This window comes from Pseudoalteromonas sp. BSi20439, assembly GCF_000241165.1.
Classification (GTDB): Bacteria; Pseudomonadota; Gammaproteobacteria; order Enterobacterales; family Alteromonadaceae; genus Pseudoalteromonas.
Genome location: NZ_BADW01000174.1, coordinates 44563 through 61740, shown reverse-complemented (window position 1 = coordinate 61740; position 17178 = coordinate 44563). Strand labels below are relative to the sequence as shown.

Genomic DNA, 17178 nt, shown 5'->3' with positions numbered 1-17178 from the left:
AACTCAACCGTTACCGTTTTTTTATTGATAAGGACATAAGACCTATCAAGCATTGTCACACTGTTGCAGTATAGCTATATTAAGGTAGTTTAGATTTTCTTTTAACTTGCTTGGAATGAGGAAAAGCAAATGACTAGCGCTCTACAAAGGCTTAAACAACACTCTTCTATCGTGGCCGACACGGGCGATATAGAAGCCATAAAAAAACATCAACCTGAAGATGCGACTACCAATCCATCGCTACTTTTAAAAGCGAGTGAGATTGAAGCTTACAAACCTTATCTAGATAAAGCATGGCAGTATGCAAAAGAAACCGAGCAGCAGCCTGCAAAACAGCTAGAGCTGGCTTGTGATTATTTTGCAGTATTACTTGGTAAAGAAATTAGTGAAATTGTACCGGGTTATATTTCTACTGAAGTTGATGCACGTTTATCATTTGATACCCAAGCAACAATTAATAAAGCACACACGCTATTGAGCCTTTACGAAAAAGAAGGCGTAAGCAAAGACAAGATTTTAATTAAAGTAGCGTCAACGTGGGAAGGCATTAAAGCCGCAGAACAGTTAGAAAAAGAAGGCACTAAGTGTAACTTAACGCTTTTATTTAGCGATGCCCAAGCGCGCGCCTGTGCTGATGCAAACGTATTTTTAATTTCGCCATTTGTTGGCCGAATTTTAGATTGGCACGTAGCAAACGGTATGGAAAAACCAACCGACCCGCTTCAAGACCCGGGTGTACAATCGGTGCGTAGTATTTTTGAGTTTTATAAGCGTCACGATTACAAAACTGTTGTTATGGGCGCAAGCTTTCGTAACACCGGTGAAATCATTGCCCTTACAGGCTGCGATAAGCTAACAATTAGCCCTAATCTTTTAGAAGAGCTAGGTAATTTAGAAGACGCACAAGAGTACTTACTAGAGAGCGATATTGCTAAAGAGCCAAAACCTGAGCCACTTAGCGAAGCACAGTTCCGTTGGTTACATAACCAAGACGCTATGGCGACTGAAAAACTAGCTGAAGGTATTCGCTCATTTGCAGATGCGCAAGAGCAACTAGAAGCACGCTTTAAAGCGATGTAACTAATCGCTGTTTAATGAGTTTAAAAACGTCGCTTTTAGCGGCGTTTTTTTATGTCTGCGATTTACTTTAAATACTCGACTTGTCCCCATTTACGTTCTTTTTGTATTGATCTTCATCAAAATACCACCCATCAGTAACAGTTTCGTCACATTTATATTCTATTTTATTAATAGCTGTGGTATAGATACTGCCGAGGTTCAAAAAGTGGTCAATAGGAGATAATCAATGGATAGCCTAAACGAAATAATAGAGATATTAGAAGGTTCTGATACATCGAAAAAAACCTCTCAAAAAAATAAAAAAAGAAAATGGCGCGAAATAGAAGCAATAAAAGATAAGCAACGTTTGCGCAAAGAACTACAGGAGCTCGACTATTTTGCTGATAGTGTTGCTATTGATGAATTAGAGTTTTAATCAACAACAGCAACTAAAAAGGCTTTCATTTATGAAAGCCTTTTTTAATACCAATTACCCTATACTTGCCAATTAATGGGCTGTGCTCCTTGCGCTATTAACAGTTCATTGGTTTTTGAAAAGTGCTGACAGCCAAAAAATCCGCGATGCGCAGAAAGCGGTGAAGGGTGCGGCCCAGACAATACATGATGGCGCTGGCGATCAATGCTTTTACCTTTTTTTTGTGCATGTGCGCCCCACAAAATAAACACCACTCCTTGGCAATGCTCATTTATATGAGTAATTACGTTATCGGTAAATTGCTCCCAACCTAAATGTTTATGGGAATGGGCTTGCCCTTGCTCTACTGTTAGTACGGTATTAAGCAAAAACACACCTTGATCTGCCCAGCTTTGTAAATAGCCATGCTCTGGCGTAATAAAACCATTAATGTCAGTCACTAACTCTTTATAAATATTTTTAAGTGAAGGCGGGAGCTTTTTAACTTCAGGCAATACAGAAAAACACAAGCCATGCGCTTGCCCTTCTCCATGGTAAGGGTCTTGACCTAATATAACCACTTTAATGTCGCTAAGTGGAGTTGCATCAAATGCGCTAAACACCTGCGGTTCTGGTGGGTATACAGCAATGCCTTCAGCTCGTTTATTCGTAACATATTCAAGGGTTTGCTGCATATATGCTTGGCTAAGTTCATGGTTTAAAAAAGATGACCAGTTGCTCATAATTGACTCTTAATAAGTTTTCTAGATACCTCAACTTTGTCACACATTTGTGCTAATCCATCAAGCATTCTAGGAGAAAAACGATGTAATAAATCCGCGTTAACGCTAATAAATTGCTTATATTTAACCGCCGGAATTTCAGGCCATTGCTGCCAATTAACTGTAGGTATTACCTGTTTGGATTTTTCATCGGGAATAATAATAATTTGTGGCTTGGTGACTATTACGTTTTCAATGCTGATTTGTGGGTAATCTGTGTCGCTGTCAGCAAATACATTGGTTACTTGGCAGGTTTCGATTAACTGATTTATCCATGTATTTTTTGATACCGTCATCATAGGCTCTGGCCACAGCTGATAAAACCCAGAAAGCGTGGTTTTATTATGCTGCGCGGCTTTAATTGCGTTGAGCTTAGCTGTAAATGCCTCAGCTACTTTTTTACTTTGCTCAATATGACCGGTTAATTGACCTAATTTTAGTATTTCCTTAGCAACGCCTTCAATAGAGCGTGGATTACTTAAATGCAATTCAATCCCTAGTCGCTTAATTTGTGCCAAATCTTCTGCCTGATTACCGCTTTTCCACGCAATCACCATGTCAGGCTTGAGCATGAGTAACTTTTCGATAGAAATGCCATTATAGCCGCCGATACGCTCAATTTTAGTCGCCTCTTGTGGGTAATCTGCGTAATCCAGCGTGCCCACTATTAGATCACCCGCCCCAATGGCATATAAATTTTCGACTATGTGTGGCGCTAGAGCCACAATACGAAGCGGCTTGTCGGCTAAGGCTTGGGGTGCACTAACTGCAAACAATAACAGCCCAACAACAATGCGTTTTAACATTAGTAATCAAAGCCCTTTAGTGCTTTTACGCCCGACTCAAATGCATGTTTTACATTTCGTACTTCACTTACCGTATCGGCCAGTTCAATTAAGGTGCGGTGCGCAGCACGACCAGTCACTATCACCGACTGCATTGCAGGTCGGTTGCTAATTGCAGCAACAACCTCATCGAGGTCGACATAGCCATAAGTAACCATATAGGTGAGCTCATCAAGTAATACCACGTCGATACTGCTGTCGCTTAGCATCCTCTTTGACTCTTGCCATGTTGCTTGCGCTGCCGCGGTATCAGCCTCTTTATTTTGCGTATCCCAAGTAAAACCAGTGTTCATAACAGCAAATTCGACCCCTGCACCTTGCAGTAAATTACGTTCACCACATTCCCACGTACCTTTAATAAACTGACACACGGCCGCCTTTTTACCGTGACCAATACAACGTGCAACCACACCAAAACCAGAGGTTGATTTACCTTTGCCATTACCGGTAATAACCTGAAAAATACCTTTTTCTTGCTGTGCTGCTGCTACACGAGCATCAACCTGTTCTTTTACTTTTTGCTGGCGCTGTTGGTGCTTGTCGTTTGTTGATTCAGTCATTGTTATGTCCTTGGTAAATTTTAATAATTTGTTCAATATTTAAATGTGTTTGGCACATTTCAGCGAGCCGTTCTAACTGGCGTTCGCGATGCTCATTAATGCTGATGGCATTAATGTCACTGTCTGGTTTTAGCCACTTTAATAGCAGCTCCGTAGTAGCTGCGTTGTCGAACAAGCCATGTAAATAAGTACCGGCAATGGCATTATCGTCACTAATAAAACCATCCGTAGTAAAGCCATTGGGGTGTTTATTAAAGTGAATAAGTGGTTTATTGAGCGCCTTACCTTTACTGATCCCAGCATGTATTTCATAACCCTGACAAGCAACCTGCTGCTGGTTTAAACTAATAGTGGCGTTTACTTGGCTTAGCACTTTTTGTTCACCTAATGTGGTATCAAAATCACTAAGTGCTAACCCAGCCATTTGCCCTAATGATGATTCCACCGCATTGGGGTCGCTAATAGTATTACCTAACATTTGCATACCGCCGCAAATACCCAGTACTTTGCCACCATAACGTAAGTGGCGTTTAATTTGCTGATCCCAGCCTTCATTTTTTAAAAATACCAAATCACTAAGTACATTTTTACTGCCAGGCATAATGATTAAGTCAACGGATGGAATCGCTTGAGTATGACGCACATAGTTTATATTTATATTTGGGTGCAATCGCAGTGCATCAAAATCAGTGTGGTTACTAATATGAGGCACCAGCAGTACCGCAATATTAATGCTGGCTTCGGTCACATTATTATCTATGGCAACGGCATCTTCGGCATCAAGAGCTAAATCGTGTAGGTAGGGTAACACCCCTAACACAGGTTTACCTGTGTACTCTTCAAGCCAATCTAACCCGCCTTGTAATAGGCTAATGTCACCACGAAAACGATTAATAACAAAGCCTTTTACCCGTGCTTGCTCTGACTCGCTTAATAGCGCCAAAGTTCCTACTAGGTGAGCAAACACGCCCCCTTTATCAATATCGGCAATAATAATAACCGGACAATCGACCTTTTCGGCGTAGCCCATATTGGCAATATCGTTTGCCCTTAGGTTAATTTCAGCTGGGCTACCAGCCCCTTCAACCAGCAATAAATCAAAGCGTTTAGCTAAACGATTATGTGAGGTTAATACCGCATCCATAGCCACTTTTTTATAGTCATGGTAAGAGTCGGCTTCCATATTGCTAATAACTTTGCCATGAATAATTACTTGTGCGCCGGTATCACTATTGGGTTTGAGTAATATGGGATTGAAGTCTATTTCAGGTGCTACTTTTGCTGCAACGGCTTGTAATGCTTGTGCTCTACCAATTTCACCGCCATCATGCGTTACGGCACTATTAAGCGCCATGTTTTGCGGTTTAAATGGCGCAACATTAACGCCTTGATTAGCAAACACTCTGCAAAGCGCTGCAACCAAGGTACTTTTACCCGCATCGGAAGTAGTGCCTTGTACCATTAATGTTTTCATTATTTACCCACCAGCTGGCGCTTACGAAAATACAATATACTTAAAAAGAATAGACTGCCAATAGCCGCCGTGATCACCCCGATTGGCAGCTCTTGGTTGCTTAATAGTGAACGAGCAAGCACATCGACCCATACCATAAATATGCCCCCGACTAATCCGGTCATTAATAACCCAACACGGCTACCTTGAGAGATAAAAAAGCGCACTATGTGCGGCACCATTAAGCCAACAAAGCCAATTCCGCCACAGTTAGCAACCAATACGGCCGTGATCAACGAGCTTAAAATAAGCATTAAAATTCTAAAGCGATGCACCCTAACACCAAGCGTTGTCGCGCTTTCATCGCCTAACAACATCGCATTAAGCTGGCGCCTAAAACCCAACATGATTATTGTACATGCCATAATGACTAAGGCAGGTAACAGCAGCGACTGCCACTGTGCTCTAGCAAAACTACCTAAAGTCCAAAATAAAATAGCCGCGACTGCTTGTGGATCGCTCCAATAAAGTAACAAACTAGTAAAAGCACTAAATAAAAATGATAAGGCCACCCCTGCCAATAACATCGACTCAACTTGAGCGTTGCGCTGGCTACCTGCAATTAAAATTAATAACCCCATCGCAACTAAACTGCCGGTTAATGCCGCCCCAGATAGTGCAATACCCGCCCCAGCTCCTACCAAGGACATTAATATAACCACCCCTAATGAAGCACCAGACGAAATACCAAATAAATAAGGATCAGCTAAGGGATTACGGGTGACTGTTTGTAGTATTAAACCTGCAATCGCTAAGCCACTACCGGCTAAAAAAGCCAACAAAGTACGTGGCATTCTTAATTCAATAATAATGCGGCTGGTAAATGAAGCCTCGTTTGAAAAGGTTAAGCTTTGGTATACATCTGCGAGCGACGTAGGTACCGCACCAAAACTTAGTGCGATAAATAAACTCAATAGTGCGCATAATAGCGCAGCGATTAATGCAACGGCATGGTTAGAAAAGGCCGTCATATTATTGGTATCCATAATAATAAGTAATATGAGGAATAGCCTCACCTTTAATTGTTGCTTGAGGGTGAGTGCTCACTTGAGCACAAACACCAAACACCTCATCCAGCATCTGCTCAGTGACCACGCTACTTGGCTTACCTGCATCAACAACTTTTCCATTTTTAATAACCACTAACTCATCGCACATTGCTGCGGCTAAATTTAAGTCATGAAATGACGCAAATACCGTAATCCCTAAAGATTTAGCCAACTCCATAAGTTGAATTTGATATTTCACATCAAGGTGACTGGTCGGTTCATCCATAATAAGAAGTTGTGGTTGCTGCACAATAGCGCGGGCAATAAAGGCTCGTTGCTTTTCACCGCCTGACAACGAATCAAATAATTGAGTACTATGAGATTCAAGCCCCACATGGCTAATAGCCTGAGCTATTTTTTGTTTATCTGCTTGGGTGGTCGAACTGAATAGCGTTTTATGTGGCGTAAGCCCTAGAGCCACAACATCGAATAACGAGAGGTTAAATTGCGACGGTGTTTCTTGTAGCACAACGGCAACTTGCTTGGCGTAGTCTTCGCTTTTTAGTTGCCAAATATCGGTGTTATTAAATTTAACCTCTCCCGCTGACGGCTGATTAAATCGATACAAGCAACGCAGTAAACTCGATTTTCCCGCACCATTAGGACCAATTAAGCCAACAAACTTGCCACGCTCAATACTCACATTAATATGCTTAAGGATTAAGGTATTACCCACTCGCCAAGAGACATTATTTACGGTTAAAAGCGTTGTTTGTTTAGAGGTTTGAGTGTGCAAAAAATTATCCTAGGCAGGGAAAACCCACACTCAGTACCACAAGTACCAAAAAGAAAATGAGTTAACCCGCTCGTTATATGAAGTTTTAAGGCACTTGTATCTGACTTACAGTAAAACTGATTACAGTTACGGGTATAGTTGAGGAGTTTCACCTCATTCCAAATGCTTGGCTATTATGCGCAGATAAGTAAATAATTTAAAGCAAAAAAAACCGCACTCAGCTGAGTGCGGTTAAAAGGGAGTGTTTTAACTGAGGTTTAGTTAAAACTTATATTCCATACCTAAAGCTAGGTAATCTTGGTCAACGTTGTTGTCCATATCAAAACTTGAGTAAAAGCCAAACACCTTAAGATTTTTGTTTAGCTTGTGGTCAACACCTACCGATACTGCACTTTTATCATCGCTGTCATCAAAATCCATTGTTTGATATTGCACTTTAAAAGTGTTGCTACCCATTAGGTAAGCTGCATTCACTAAGTAACCGTCAGCTTCAGCGCTACCGTCTACTTTTTCTTGTGTTTGGTACATTGCACCAAGTCTAAAGTCTTCAATTTTACCTTGAACTGTTGCACGTACTACGTCGTAACCATTTACTTCACTATCAGCAGCAACAGCAGCATATACAGCGCTCTTTTTAAGGCCAGCATCACCATAAGTTAACGCCACTGAGTAACCATTTTTGGCATCTTTATCATCTTCTGCAATAAATGAAGCTAATACTTTAAAGCCTTCATAGCTGTTTGAAGCGTAAGATACTGAGTTACCTAAGCGGTTTTCACCTTTAAAAGTGTTTTTAATATCACCTTCAAGGTCATTAAATAAATCAAGTTTACCTTGCGCCTGCTTTAACGCTGTATCGTTACGGCCTATTACTACCTGACCAAATGAACCTTTAAAACCTACATATTGATTACGTGCTGAAATATTATCTTTATCGCCTTTTGAGTCAGCATCCGACACATCAACCTGAAATTCAAACTTATAAACAGCTTCTAAACCGTCTGAAATTTTTTCAGACCCTTTAAGTCCGAAACGAGATGCATTACTTTTAATTTCAGTAAACGACCCTTCACCATCGTCAGATGATTGAACAGTTACATTCGCTTTACCGTAAATGTCTACTTCTGCAAGCGCATTAAAAGATAAACCACTAAGTAAGGCTAAGCATAAGCTCGATTTTGCAAATTTCATGTTATTTCCTCGATAATCACAATAGACTAATTTTTAAAACAGCAGCAGTGTGTCACCACTAAATGACAAAAATATTACAAAGGACACATTTTTGTCTTTTTAAGTTAATAAAACTGCATTAAATCTGAAATCAAAATAACATCTAAAATATACCGCTTAACGACTACTTACTTTGTTTCAATAAACTCGGTGTCATTTGCGACAGCAAATTAACCAGAGTTTCTATTAACTCTTTCTGTTCGTTATCTCTATGGTAGGCAACAAATACATCTCTTGAGGTATTTTCTACCCCTTTTACATGAAAAAGTTCGCCTTTTTCTAAATGATCTTTAACTAATACCTGTGGAATAAACGCACTACCGCCACATTGCAGTATTAAATCAAGCGCTATGCGTCCGGTACTGGTTCTAAAATAAGGCGGCGTTTTACCGGTAAATTGACGGGCATGCCAAAGAGAAAACGTAGTTCCCCAATCAACATAAACATATTGATTATCAAAAAAGTTATCGCCTGTTGCGGTGTCGTAGCCACTAACCGGAATAATAGGTAGTTCACAAATTCGTTCAACAACGAGTTCGTCTACTTTTGGTGGATCAAATAAAATGGCTAGATCAAGGGTGCGCTCTAATAGTAATCGAGTGCTCTCTTGTTGTGCTTTTACCTCTGCCACCAAAGATACACCGGGCATAGCCGATACTATATTTGTAATACCAAACTGTAAAAACGCATCCCAAATATTAGGAGTCCCAGCCAAGCTGATTTGCTTATGCATATTATCTGCAAGTGCAACATCCACTTTGGCCCTTTGCATTCCAGTAATAATCATTTGAGCATGCGGCAACAAGCGCTCACCAGGGGCGGTGAGTTGAATATTATTGCGCTGGCGAATAAATAAATTTACGCCTAAGCCCTGCTCTAATTGACGAATTCGAAAACTCACCGCAGACTGCGTTATGTATAGGTTTTCTGCCGCTTTACCAAAATGGCGAGTACGCACCACTTCGACAAATGTTTTTAATAAATCTATGTCCAATTTTTTATCCTCACGATAAAAATTTTTTGTTTAAAAAAATAGCAATTATGTCCCATACTCCAGCTAATAATTGGTATGAGGGTACAGCTATGAGCAATGATATTTCACTACTTCGTCAAGCATTTGTTAGTCAACGTCAGTTTTATGATGATCAAAACTTTCCACGCGGATTTAGCCGCAGCGGGCATTTTACCCTGTTAGAGGCAAGTATTTTAGAACAGCACGGTGTTGTTTTAAAAAGTCTGTATAACAAAACAATTGAGCCACAAAACGAATATCAGCAACAATTTGTAAATGCGGTCAGTGGCATAATTGAGCCAAGTAACCCAATTGAGCGAGCATGGGTTAAATACTTAAAGTTAACAACCTGCAAAACAAAATTTCATACATTATTTGGTCGCTCAAAAATTTCAGGGCCAACACCAATCAGTCAAGATTATTACTCTGAGGCAGACAATCTATAAGTCATTACAATAGTTGCTTTTTGGCGTTTTAGCAGTTACAACTTGTATAAGCAAACATTTTTGCAAAATTTAAACAGGCTGCCACGTGACGCACAGAATACTTATTGTTGAAGACACCCCCACTATTGCGCGAGTGCAAAAGCATATCGCGCAAAAAATTGGCTATGAAGTTGATATTGCCCAGTCGCTGGCTGAGACTAAAGAGCTAATAAGTAAACATGCTTATTTTTGCGCAGTCGTTGATTTTATATTGCCTGATGCCCCGAAAGGGGAAGCGGTTCCCTGCACGATTGCAGCAGATATCCCTACCATTGTTATGACTGGCAATATCGATAATCAAACTCGCGACACCGTCGAAAAGTACCCTATTATTGATTACATTATCAAAGGCAATAAACAAGCTTACGAATATTTAGAAAAGCAGCTTTATCGCCTACCTCGCAATAAGCAAGTTAAAGTACTGGTTGTTGATGACTCAGCGTCTACACGCCAATATATTTGTAATTTATTAACGCGTCATAAATACCAAATATTACAAGCAGCCGATGGCCTAGAGGCACTTAAAGAGCTTGAAAATACCCCTGACATCTCTGTGATTATCATAGATAAAGAAATGCCTAATATGGGCGGTATTGAACTGTGTAATGAAATTAGGCGCATTTATAGTAATGACGAAAAGGCTATTATTGGTATCTCAGGCGCTACATCGTCTAATTTGTCTGCCTTATTTTTAAAAAATGGGGCAAATGACTACTTGTATAAACCTTTTAATAGTGAAGAATTTTACTGCAGGTTAAGCCAAAACGTCGATATGCTAGAGCATATCGAAACTATAAAGCGCCAAGCCAATACTGACTATTTAACTAAACTCCCTAATCGCCGTTACTTTTTTGAAGAGGCTAATAAGTCATTAAAGCAGTTTAAAAAAGCAAAAGCACCAGCCATGTTAGCTATGCTTGATATTGACCATTTTAAAGCTATTAATGATACCTATGGCCATGATGCCGGAGATGAAGTTCTTAAAGGGCTTGCGATATGCTTTAATAAATATTTTGAAAACCAATTGGTTGCCCGTTTAGGCGGAGAAGAATTCGCGGTATTTTTTACTGAGCTAACCGAACAGGAAGCGCTAAAACGACTAGAGAGCTTCAGGCTTTTTATTGAGCTTAACAGTCATGAATTCAGTCAAGCAAACATCAAATTTACGTTATCGATAGGCTTCAGCCACAGTGAAACCTATCAAATTGACGAGCTATTAAAACAAGCCGACTTAAAGCTCTACAAAGCCAAAGAGTCGGGTCGTAATAAAGTTGTTTAGTTTTTAAACCACACCAGAGGCTACAATGGCCGCTTTTCTGCGTTTTCGCGATTGATGGTATGAGTCCCAACTAAAAATAGCCAATGCACTCCAAATACACGCAAAGGTAATTACGCGCTCAGCATCAAACACCTCACCATAAAATACCACCGCTAAAATAAACATTAGGCTAGGCCCTATATACTGAAAAAACCCTAACGTTGTATATTGCAAACGCTTAGCCGCGCCGGTAAAACACAGCAGTGGCAGCGTAGTTACTATGCCCGCGCTCACCAATAATACATTGGTTAGCCAATCATTCCCTGGTAAATTTGACGTTTCAGTCGGTACCATTAGCCACCAATAGGTAAGCGCCACGGGTAACAATATTAATGCCTCAATTAAAATCCCAGGCAGAGCATCAACTTGTAGCTTTTTACGTAATAGGCCATATAGTGCGAAAGATGTTGCTAATGAAAACGCTACCACGGGGAATGAGCCAAAACTAATTAGCTGTAACAGCACGCCTGTAAAAGCTAAAGCAACAGCAGCACCTTGCAACTTACGTAATCGCTCGTTTAAAAACACCATACCAAGCAACACATTTAATAAAGGATTAATGTAGTAACCTAGGCTGGCATCCAACATGTGATTGTTATTGATGGCCCAAATAAACAATCCCCAGTTAAACCCTAGTAAGGTCGAGGTAACAACTAACATCAAAATAAGTTTAGGTTGGATTAAAATGCGTTTAATTTTATCCCAGTAGCTGAGCACACTCACCACCACAATAAGAAACACCACTGACCAAATAACACGGTGCATTAAAATTTCAAATGCTGACACATGTTGGATCATCTTAAAATAAATGGGTGCGAGGCCCCACATAAAAAAAGCGAGGCAGGCAAAAATAGCGCCCTTTCGCTGCTCGGTATCAATCGACATAGTAACCACTTGGTGATTTAAAAGGCCGTCAGTTTACCCCCCTCTCACTTTTTAGCCAACTAAATACGTGCCCGTTCCAAAAGCAATTTGTACTGACTGCTCATTGTGTAACTCCATTCGGCACACACATACTTTATTTCCTGAGCGAATCAGCTTAGCGCTAGCAATAAAAACCTCGCCTTTGCCTGGGCGTAAATAGTCGGTGCGTAAATCGATAGTACCCAGTGTGGCTAGCCTTTTATGTACACTGGGTAAATCTGCATCGTCTAGTTTTCCGATTACACTGGCAGCAGCAAGCATTCCACCGACATTATCAAGTACCGCCGAAATAACTCCGCCATGGAGAATTTTTTGCGCGGGGTTGCCTATTAATACATCTTGCCAAGGAAAGGAGATTTTAGCTTGTTCAGTACTAAGTGACTCCACCGCTATTTTTAAAAATTGGTTAAAAGGCATATTATTAACAAACAACGCCCCAACTTGTTCAATCAACATTTCTTTATTCATTATTATTCTCTATGTTTTAAGGTGGTACGATGAGTAAAGCACAACTTAAAGCTGTTGTAACCTCCTCAATTATCATTACCGATGTTTACACCAAATAATGAAAGCTAAAGACATCCTGATAAAAAACCACTAAAATAGCGCCGATGAATACACTAACTCCCTCTCCAAATACGCTGGTGCGTAAACCTGAAACTGTACTCAAACAAGTGTTTGGTTACAGCGAATTTCGCGACGGTCAAAGTGCAGTAATCGATGCTGCGATTAACGGCCAAGACTCGTTAGTATTATTGCCTACCGGTGGTGGTAAATCGGTGTGTTACCAAATACCCGCACTAGTATTAGAGGGGGTAACCATTGTTATCTCTCCGCTCATTTCTTTAATGCAAGATCAAGTAACTCAGTTACAAGCTCTAGGCGTAAAAGCCGCTTATATAAATAACAGCTTAGCCCGTGAAGAACAGCAGTTAGTCTATCAGCAGTTGCATCAGGGGCTAATAAAATTACTTTATGTTGCCCCAGAGAAAGTACTACAAAGGGAATTTTTAGAGCGCTTATCGCATTTAAATGTCAGTTTGTTTGCTATTGATGAAGCACACTGTGTTTCTCATTGGGGACATGACTTTAGACCTCACTATTTTAGGTTAAATGAATTAAAGCAACGTTTTACACATGTACCTATGATGGCACTCACTGCCACCGCTGATAAAGCCACCCGCTTTGATATTGTTGAGCAACTCAAGCTACAGCAGCCTTATATTCATACCGGCAGCTTTGACCGCCCTAATATTCGTTACACCATAGAAGAGAAATTTAAACCTATGGTGCAATTACTGCGCTATTTGAAAGAGCAAAAAAATCAAAGTGGCATTATTTATTGCACCAGTCGAAAGCGGGTTGATGATATTGCTGAAAAGCTTGCCGATGCAGGCCTTAATGCGGCTGCTTATCATGCGGGAATGAGTAACGAACAGCGTCAATTTGTGCAAACCGGGTTTGCCCGCGACGATATTCAAATTGTGGTTGCCACCGTTGCCTTTGGTATGGGAATTAACAAGCCTAACGTACGTTTTGTATTACATTACGACATTCCAAAAAGTATTGAAGCGTATTATCAGGAAACCGGTCGCGCTGGGCGTGATGGACTGGCTGCAGAAGCCATTATGTATTTTGACCCTGCCGATATAGGGCGGGTTAGACGCTTTTTTGAAGATATTGACGATGAACAACGCCGTCGTGTAGAAGAGCAACGCTTTAATGCCATGGCCAGTTTTGCCGAAGCGCAGACCTGCAGACGTCAAATATTATTAAACTACTTTAGTGAATACCAACGAGAGCCGTGTGGGAATTGTGACATTTGCTTAAATCCACCTAAAAGTTTTGATGGCACATTAGTCGCACAGCAAGCGCTTTCATGTGTGTATCGCGCGCAACAACGATTTGGGTTGGGTTACATTGTAGAGTTATTACGCGGCGCGAATACTAGCCGCATTCGTGATAACAATCATCATGAACTTAGTACCTATGGCATAGGTAAAGATAAAAGCAGTGAATTTTGGCTTAGTATTTTACGCCAACTTATTCATCAAGGGCTATTAAGCCAAGATATAACCCAAGGCGCTTCATTGCGTTTAACGGAAGCTGCACGCGCTATTTTAAAAGGTGAATATGCGCTGCAATTGGCCGAGCCTCGCTTACAAGCTAAACACGTTTATCAGGATAAGTTAGCGCAGTTTAATTACGATAAAAAACTATTCGCTCGCCTGCGTGCATTGCGTAAAGAGTTAGCCGATGCCGATGATGTGCCGCCTTATGTAGTATTTAACGATAAAACGCTAGCCGAAATGGCGCAGCTTATGCCTACCAACGACAGTGAATTTTTAAAAGTGTCGGGGGTTGGTTTTACTAAATTAAACAAGTATGGCGGTGAGTTTTTAACCGCAATTCGACATTACCTAGCAACGCAATAAGCCCCTTATGACCGAACTTGAATACGATCACACACATCAATGTATTATTATTAAACCGACAGAGCTGCCGCACGATGAAGACTTTGAATTGTGGGGAACGTTATTTTTGCACAGCGATGAAATTAGCATTAATGAGTATGCCGCTGGGGCAGATCGTCATCAACTGCGTTTTAACTATGCTAACCACACATTTAATTTAAATTTTGAGCATTACAGCCAAAGTGTGTGGATTAATGGTGAAGGGCAAGATGCCGACAACCTATTGGCAGCGTTAACATTTTATTTAACTTAAATGCATAGCTAATACCTTATAATCGCTATAAAAATAAAACTAAATCTGTCTTTTACTTACATATCAATAACAATGATGTAAGCTAAAAGTAAGTGTTTTATTTTGCAAAATAGCGCTAAAGAGGGTCAATGTTAAATAGAAAATGGATTGCACGTAGTTGTTTTAGCCTTTCTATTTCGAGTATGTTTATGCTCAGCGTTTGCGCGCAAGAAGCGCCACTAGCCCAAAGCTGCCCTAGTGACGACTCATCACAAACTCATGAAAGTAATTTGCGTCGACAAATCGAGTCTCAACCTCCACCGCTTACGATAAATAGTAACACTAAAATTGCCTCAATTAATCTTAAACAACTTAATGTTTTTAATACCGAACTCGAAGCTGAAAACAACGCACTGTTTCGCTTTGCTAATCGTGCACATATACAAACTGAGCCTGAGGTTATTAAAAGCATTTTATTGTTTAAAGCGGGTGATACTTTTAATCAAAAAACCTTGGCTGAATCTGAGCGGCTACTGCGTAAACAAAACTATTTATATGACGCACAAATTGTTGCCAACGAAAACTGCGATGGCGATATTGATGTAACCGTGGTGACTCGCGATTTGTGGACTTTGCTACCCGAGCTTAGCTTTAGCCGCAGTGGTGGCGAAAATAAATCAAGTATCGGCTTTCGCGAGTCTAACTTATTTGGTTGGGGCAAACGATTATCGTTTGCTCGCAAAACCGACAGTGACCGAAATGGTTATTTATTTGTTTACGATGATCCTAATATCTTATCAACTCGCTACCGAGGGCGTTTAGAGTATGCCGACAACAGCGACGGCAAAAGTCATTTAGTTGAACTAACCTACCCGTTTTATGCCATCGATACGCCCTATAGTTATGGCGTCCTGAGTTACTCAACCCAACGAGAAGAAGCCTTATACATCAGAGGTGAAAAGTTTAGTGAGTTTGAACAAAAAACCGACCTAAACCAGGTGTTTTTTGGCCACTCTAAAGCCCTTAGTCATAACTGGACCCAGCGCTTGAGCCTTGGTTATATTGATGAGCAACACACTTTCAAAGCGATTGATTCTACCACTACAGCAGTGGCTGAAAACAGAAGCTTAAGTTACCCCTACATCAGCGGCCATTGGTTTGAAGATAACTTTATAAAAGTACGTAACTTTGACAGTATTTATCGTACTGAGGATTTAAATTTAGGCTGGAATATCAAAGCCACCCTGGGCTACTCCGATGAATCAATAAGTAACGACGATAGCCGCGCTGTGTACTCGTTTAATTTTAACAAAGCCCATTTTAGCACTAACCATACCCTTTGGCGTTTTCATGCAGATATTCAAGGCTATTGGAATAACGAGAAAAAACAGCTCGAAAACTTGCTCACTACTAGCCAAATTCAATATTATTTAAATACCAGTATTGATCAATCTTGGTATGTAAAAGCAAGGCTGCAATACGCAAAAAACCTCACTAATGATAAACAGCTCACCCTAGGGGGCGAAACTGGACTTCGTGGCTATCCTATGGAATTTCAACATGGGGATCGGAGTTTTTTAGTCAGTTTAGAAAAGCGCTATTACTGGGAATATGACTTACTACAGCTGTTTAAAGTGGGAGGGGCGGCCTTTTTAGATATCGGTCGAGCTTGGTATAACAGCGACTCGAACACTCAGTATCAAGTTGAGAACACCCCAGTGCTAAAAAATGTGGGCTTAGGTTTGCGCCTTGCGCCAAGTCGCGCCAATGCAGGTACCATGATCCACCTTGATATTGCTGCGCCACTAAATAAATACAACGATGTTGACTCGGTACAGTGGCTACTGAGCGTTAAAAATTCTTTTTAAATCACTACTGCGCACAAAGTTAACGCGTTACACTTTACGCCTATCATTATTGTGAGAATACGTTTTGGAATTAATCTCTCTTTTAGAGCTTGTGGGCACACAATATAAGCTAATCGTAACCGTGATTGCGCTGTTGAGCTTTCCGTTATTGTTAAAGCTCACTAAAAAGTTACTCGAAAAAGCCATTAGAGGTAAAATCGATTTACACCGAAAATACCGAGCAGAGTTACTATTAAAAATAATACTCGCCTTTGTTATGTTGTGTTTAGTGTTAGTTTTTTGGGGAATAGAGCTGCGTGGTTTACTAGTATTAGGCTCTTCCTTATTTGCCATGTTAGGTGTTGCGCTGTTTGCGGCTTGGTCATTATTGAGCAACTTAACTGCTTTTTTACTGATGTTTATTCAAAATGACTGCCGTGTAGGTTATTGGGTGAGAATTGTGGATGGAGCTAACGCCATTGAAGGGCGTATTATTGAAATGGGGCTGATGAATGTCTTACTCGAACACGTTGATGGTCACAGAGTGATTTACCCTAATAACTTATTTGTTACCCGCCCCGTGTTAGTACTCAATACAGAGCCAAAACCAACAAAAGCACCTAAAATCAAACGCATTATTGGCCCTAAAAAATCATAAATTTTGCATAAAAAAAGCCGTTTTATTAACTAAAACGGC

At 40.5% G+C, this 17178-nt stretch carries 18 protein-coding genes and 1 riboswitch; of the genes, 8 read left to right on the top strand and 10 right to left on the bottom strand.

Annotated elements, in window-relative coordinates:
* Positions 1-129 precede the first annotated feature (129 nt).
* Positions 130-1080 carry a transaldolase gene (gene tal / locus P20439_RS13860; RefSeq protein WP_008110647.1) on the top strand — a complete coding sequence of 317 codons (951 nt, stop codon included), beginning with the start codon at positions 130-132 and terminating at the stop codon, positions 1078-1080.
* Between the two features lie 226 nt (positions 1081-1306).
* On the top strand, positions 1307-1495 hold the full coding sequence (locus P20439_RS13855; RefSeq protein WP_008467780.1) for a DUF3545 family protein: 189 nt from the start codon (positions 1307-1309) through the stop codon (positions 1493-1495).
* Positions 1496-1554: 59 nt separating this feature from the next.
* Here the strand turns inward: P20439_RS13855 and ung are convergent, their stop codons facing one another.
* The 8 genes from ung to P20439_RS13815 form a co-directional block, all read right to left on the bottom strand.
* On the bottom strand, positions 1555-2217 hold the full coding sequence (gene ung, locus P20439_RS13850) for a uracil-DNA glycosylase (RefSeq protein WP_008467778.1): 663 nt from the start codon (positions 2215-2217) through the stop codon (positions 1555-1557).
* On the bottom strand, positions 2214-3062 hold the full coding sequence (locus tag P20439_RS13845) for a cobalamin-binding protein (protein ID WP_008467777.1): 849 nt from the start codon (positions 3060-3062) through the stop codon (positions 2214-2216). Before P20439_RS13845 ends, ung begins: the two co-directional genes overlap by 4 nt.
* The gene (gene cobO / locus P20439_RS13840; RefSeq protein WP_008467774.1) at positions 3062-3661 is read right to left on the bottom strand and encodes a cob(I)yrinic acid a,c-diamide adenosyltransferase; all 600 of its coding nucleotides are present in this window, start codon (positions 3659-3661) and stop codon (positions 3062-3064) included. The genes P20439_RS13845 and cobO overlap by 1 nt, the downstream gene beginning before the upstream one ends.
* Positions 3654-5135: a cobyric acid synthase gene (locus P20439_RS13835; RefSeq protein ID WP_008467773.1), complete on the bottom strand. Its 1482-nt coding sequence runs from the start codon at positions 5133-5135 to the stop codon at positions 3654-3656. The genes cobO and P20439_RS13835 overlap by 8 nt, the downstream gene beginning before the upstream one ends.
* Positions 5135-6145: an iron ABC transporter permease gene (locus tag P20439_RS13830; protein WP_008467771.1), complete on the bottom strand. Its 1011-nt coding sequence runs from the start codon at positions 6143-6145 to the stop codon at positions 5135-5137. Before P20439_RS13830 ends, P20439_RS13835 begins: the two co-directional genes overlap by 1 nt.
* Before the next feature lies 1 nt (position 6146).
* Complete coding sequence (locus tag P20439_RS13825; protein WP_008467770.1) at positions 6147-6959, bottom strand: ABC transporter ATP-binding protein; 813 nt, start codon at positions 6957-6959, stop codon at positions 6147-6149.
* Positions 6960-7032: 73 nt separating this feature from the next.
* A riboswitch (cobalamin riboswitch) is annotated at positions 7033-7163 on the bottom strand.
* Between the two features lie 57 nt (positions 7164-7220).
* Positions 7221-8150: a porin gene (locus tag P20439_RS13820; protein WP_008467768.1), complete on the bottom strand. Its 930-nt coding sequence runs from the start codon at positions 8148-8150 to the stop codon at positions 7221-7223.
* Between the two features lie 163 nt (positions 8151-8313).
* Positions 8314-9183, bottom strand: coding sequence for a LysR family transcriptional regulator (locus P20439_RS13815; protein WP_008467766.1), 870 nt, complete (start codon positions 9181-9183; stop codon positions 8314-8316).
* A gap of 89 nt (positions 9184-9272) precedes the next feature.
* Here P20439_RS13815 and P20439_RS13810 point away from each other — a divergent pair, with 89 nt between their 5' ends.
* Positions 9273-9647: a DUF413 domain-containing protein gene (locus tag P20439_RS13810; RefSeq protein WP_008467764.1), complete on the top strand. Its 375-nt coding sequence runs from the start codon at positions 9273-9275 to the stop codon at positions 9645-9647.
* 85 nt (positions 9648-9732) lie between these two features.
* On the top strand, positions 9733-10965 hold the full coding sequence (locus P20439_RS13805; protein ID WP_008467761.1) for a response regulator: 1233 nt from the start codon (positions 9733-9735) through the stop codon (positions 10963-10965).
* 3 nt (positions 10966-10968) lie between these two features.
* Here P20439_RS13805 and rarD read toward each other — a convergent pair whose 3' ends face one another.
* Together rarD and P20439_RS13795 are read right to left on the bottom strand one after the other, a co-directional pair.
* A complete protein-coding gene (gene rarD / locus P20439_RS13800; RefSeq protein WP_008467760.1) occupies positions 10969-11889 on the bottom strand; it encodes an EamA family transporter RarD in 921 nt (306 codons plus the stop codon).
* Positions 11890-11940: 51 nt separating this feature from the next.
* A complete protein-coding gene (locus tag P20439_RS13795; protein ID WP_008467759.1) occupies positions 11941-12396 on the bottom strand; it encodes a thioesterase family protein in 456 nt (151 codons plus the stop codon).
* Positions 12397-12539: 143 nt separating this feature from the next.
* Between P20439_RS13795 and recQ the strand changes: the two genes are divergently transcribed.
* The 4 genes from recQ (at position 12540) to P20439_RS13775 (ending at position 17139) form a co-directional block, all read left to right on the top strand.
* Positions 12540-14363, top strand: coding sequence for a DNA helicase RecQ (gene recQ / locus P20439_RS13790; RefSeq protein WP_008467757.1), 1824 nt, complete (start codon positions 12540-12542; stop codon positions 14361-14363).
* A 7-nt stretch (positions 14364-14370) separates the two neighbouring features.
* Positions 14371-14655: a DUF3630 family protein gene (locus P20439_RS13785; RefSeq protein WP_008110618.1), complete on the top strand. Its 285-nt coding sequence runs from the start codon at positions 14371-14373 to the stop codon at positions 14653-14655.
* Between the two features lie 128 nt (positions 14656-14783).
* Entirely contained in the window at positions 14784-16502 is a 1719-nt protein-coding gene (locus tag P20439_RS13780) for a POTRA domain-containing protein (RefSeq protein WP_008467755.1), read from the top strand.
* A 64-nt stretch (positions 16503-16566) separates the two neighbouring features.
* The gene (locus P20439_RS13775; RefSeq protein WP_008467753.1) at positions 16567-17139 is read left to right on the top strand and encodes a mechanosensitive ion channel domain-containing protein; all 573 of its coding nucleotides are present in this window, start codon (positions 16567-16569) and stop codon (positions 17137-17139) included.
* The last annotated feature ends 39 nt before the right edge of the window (positions 17140-17178 follow it).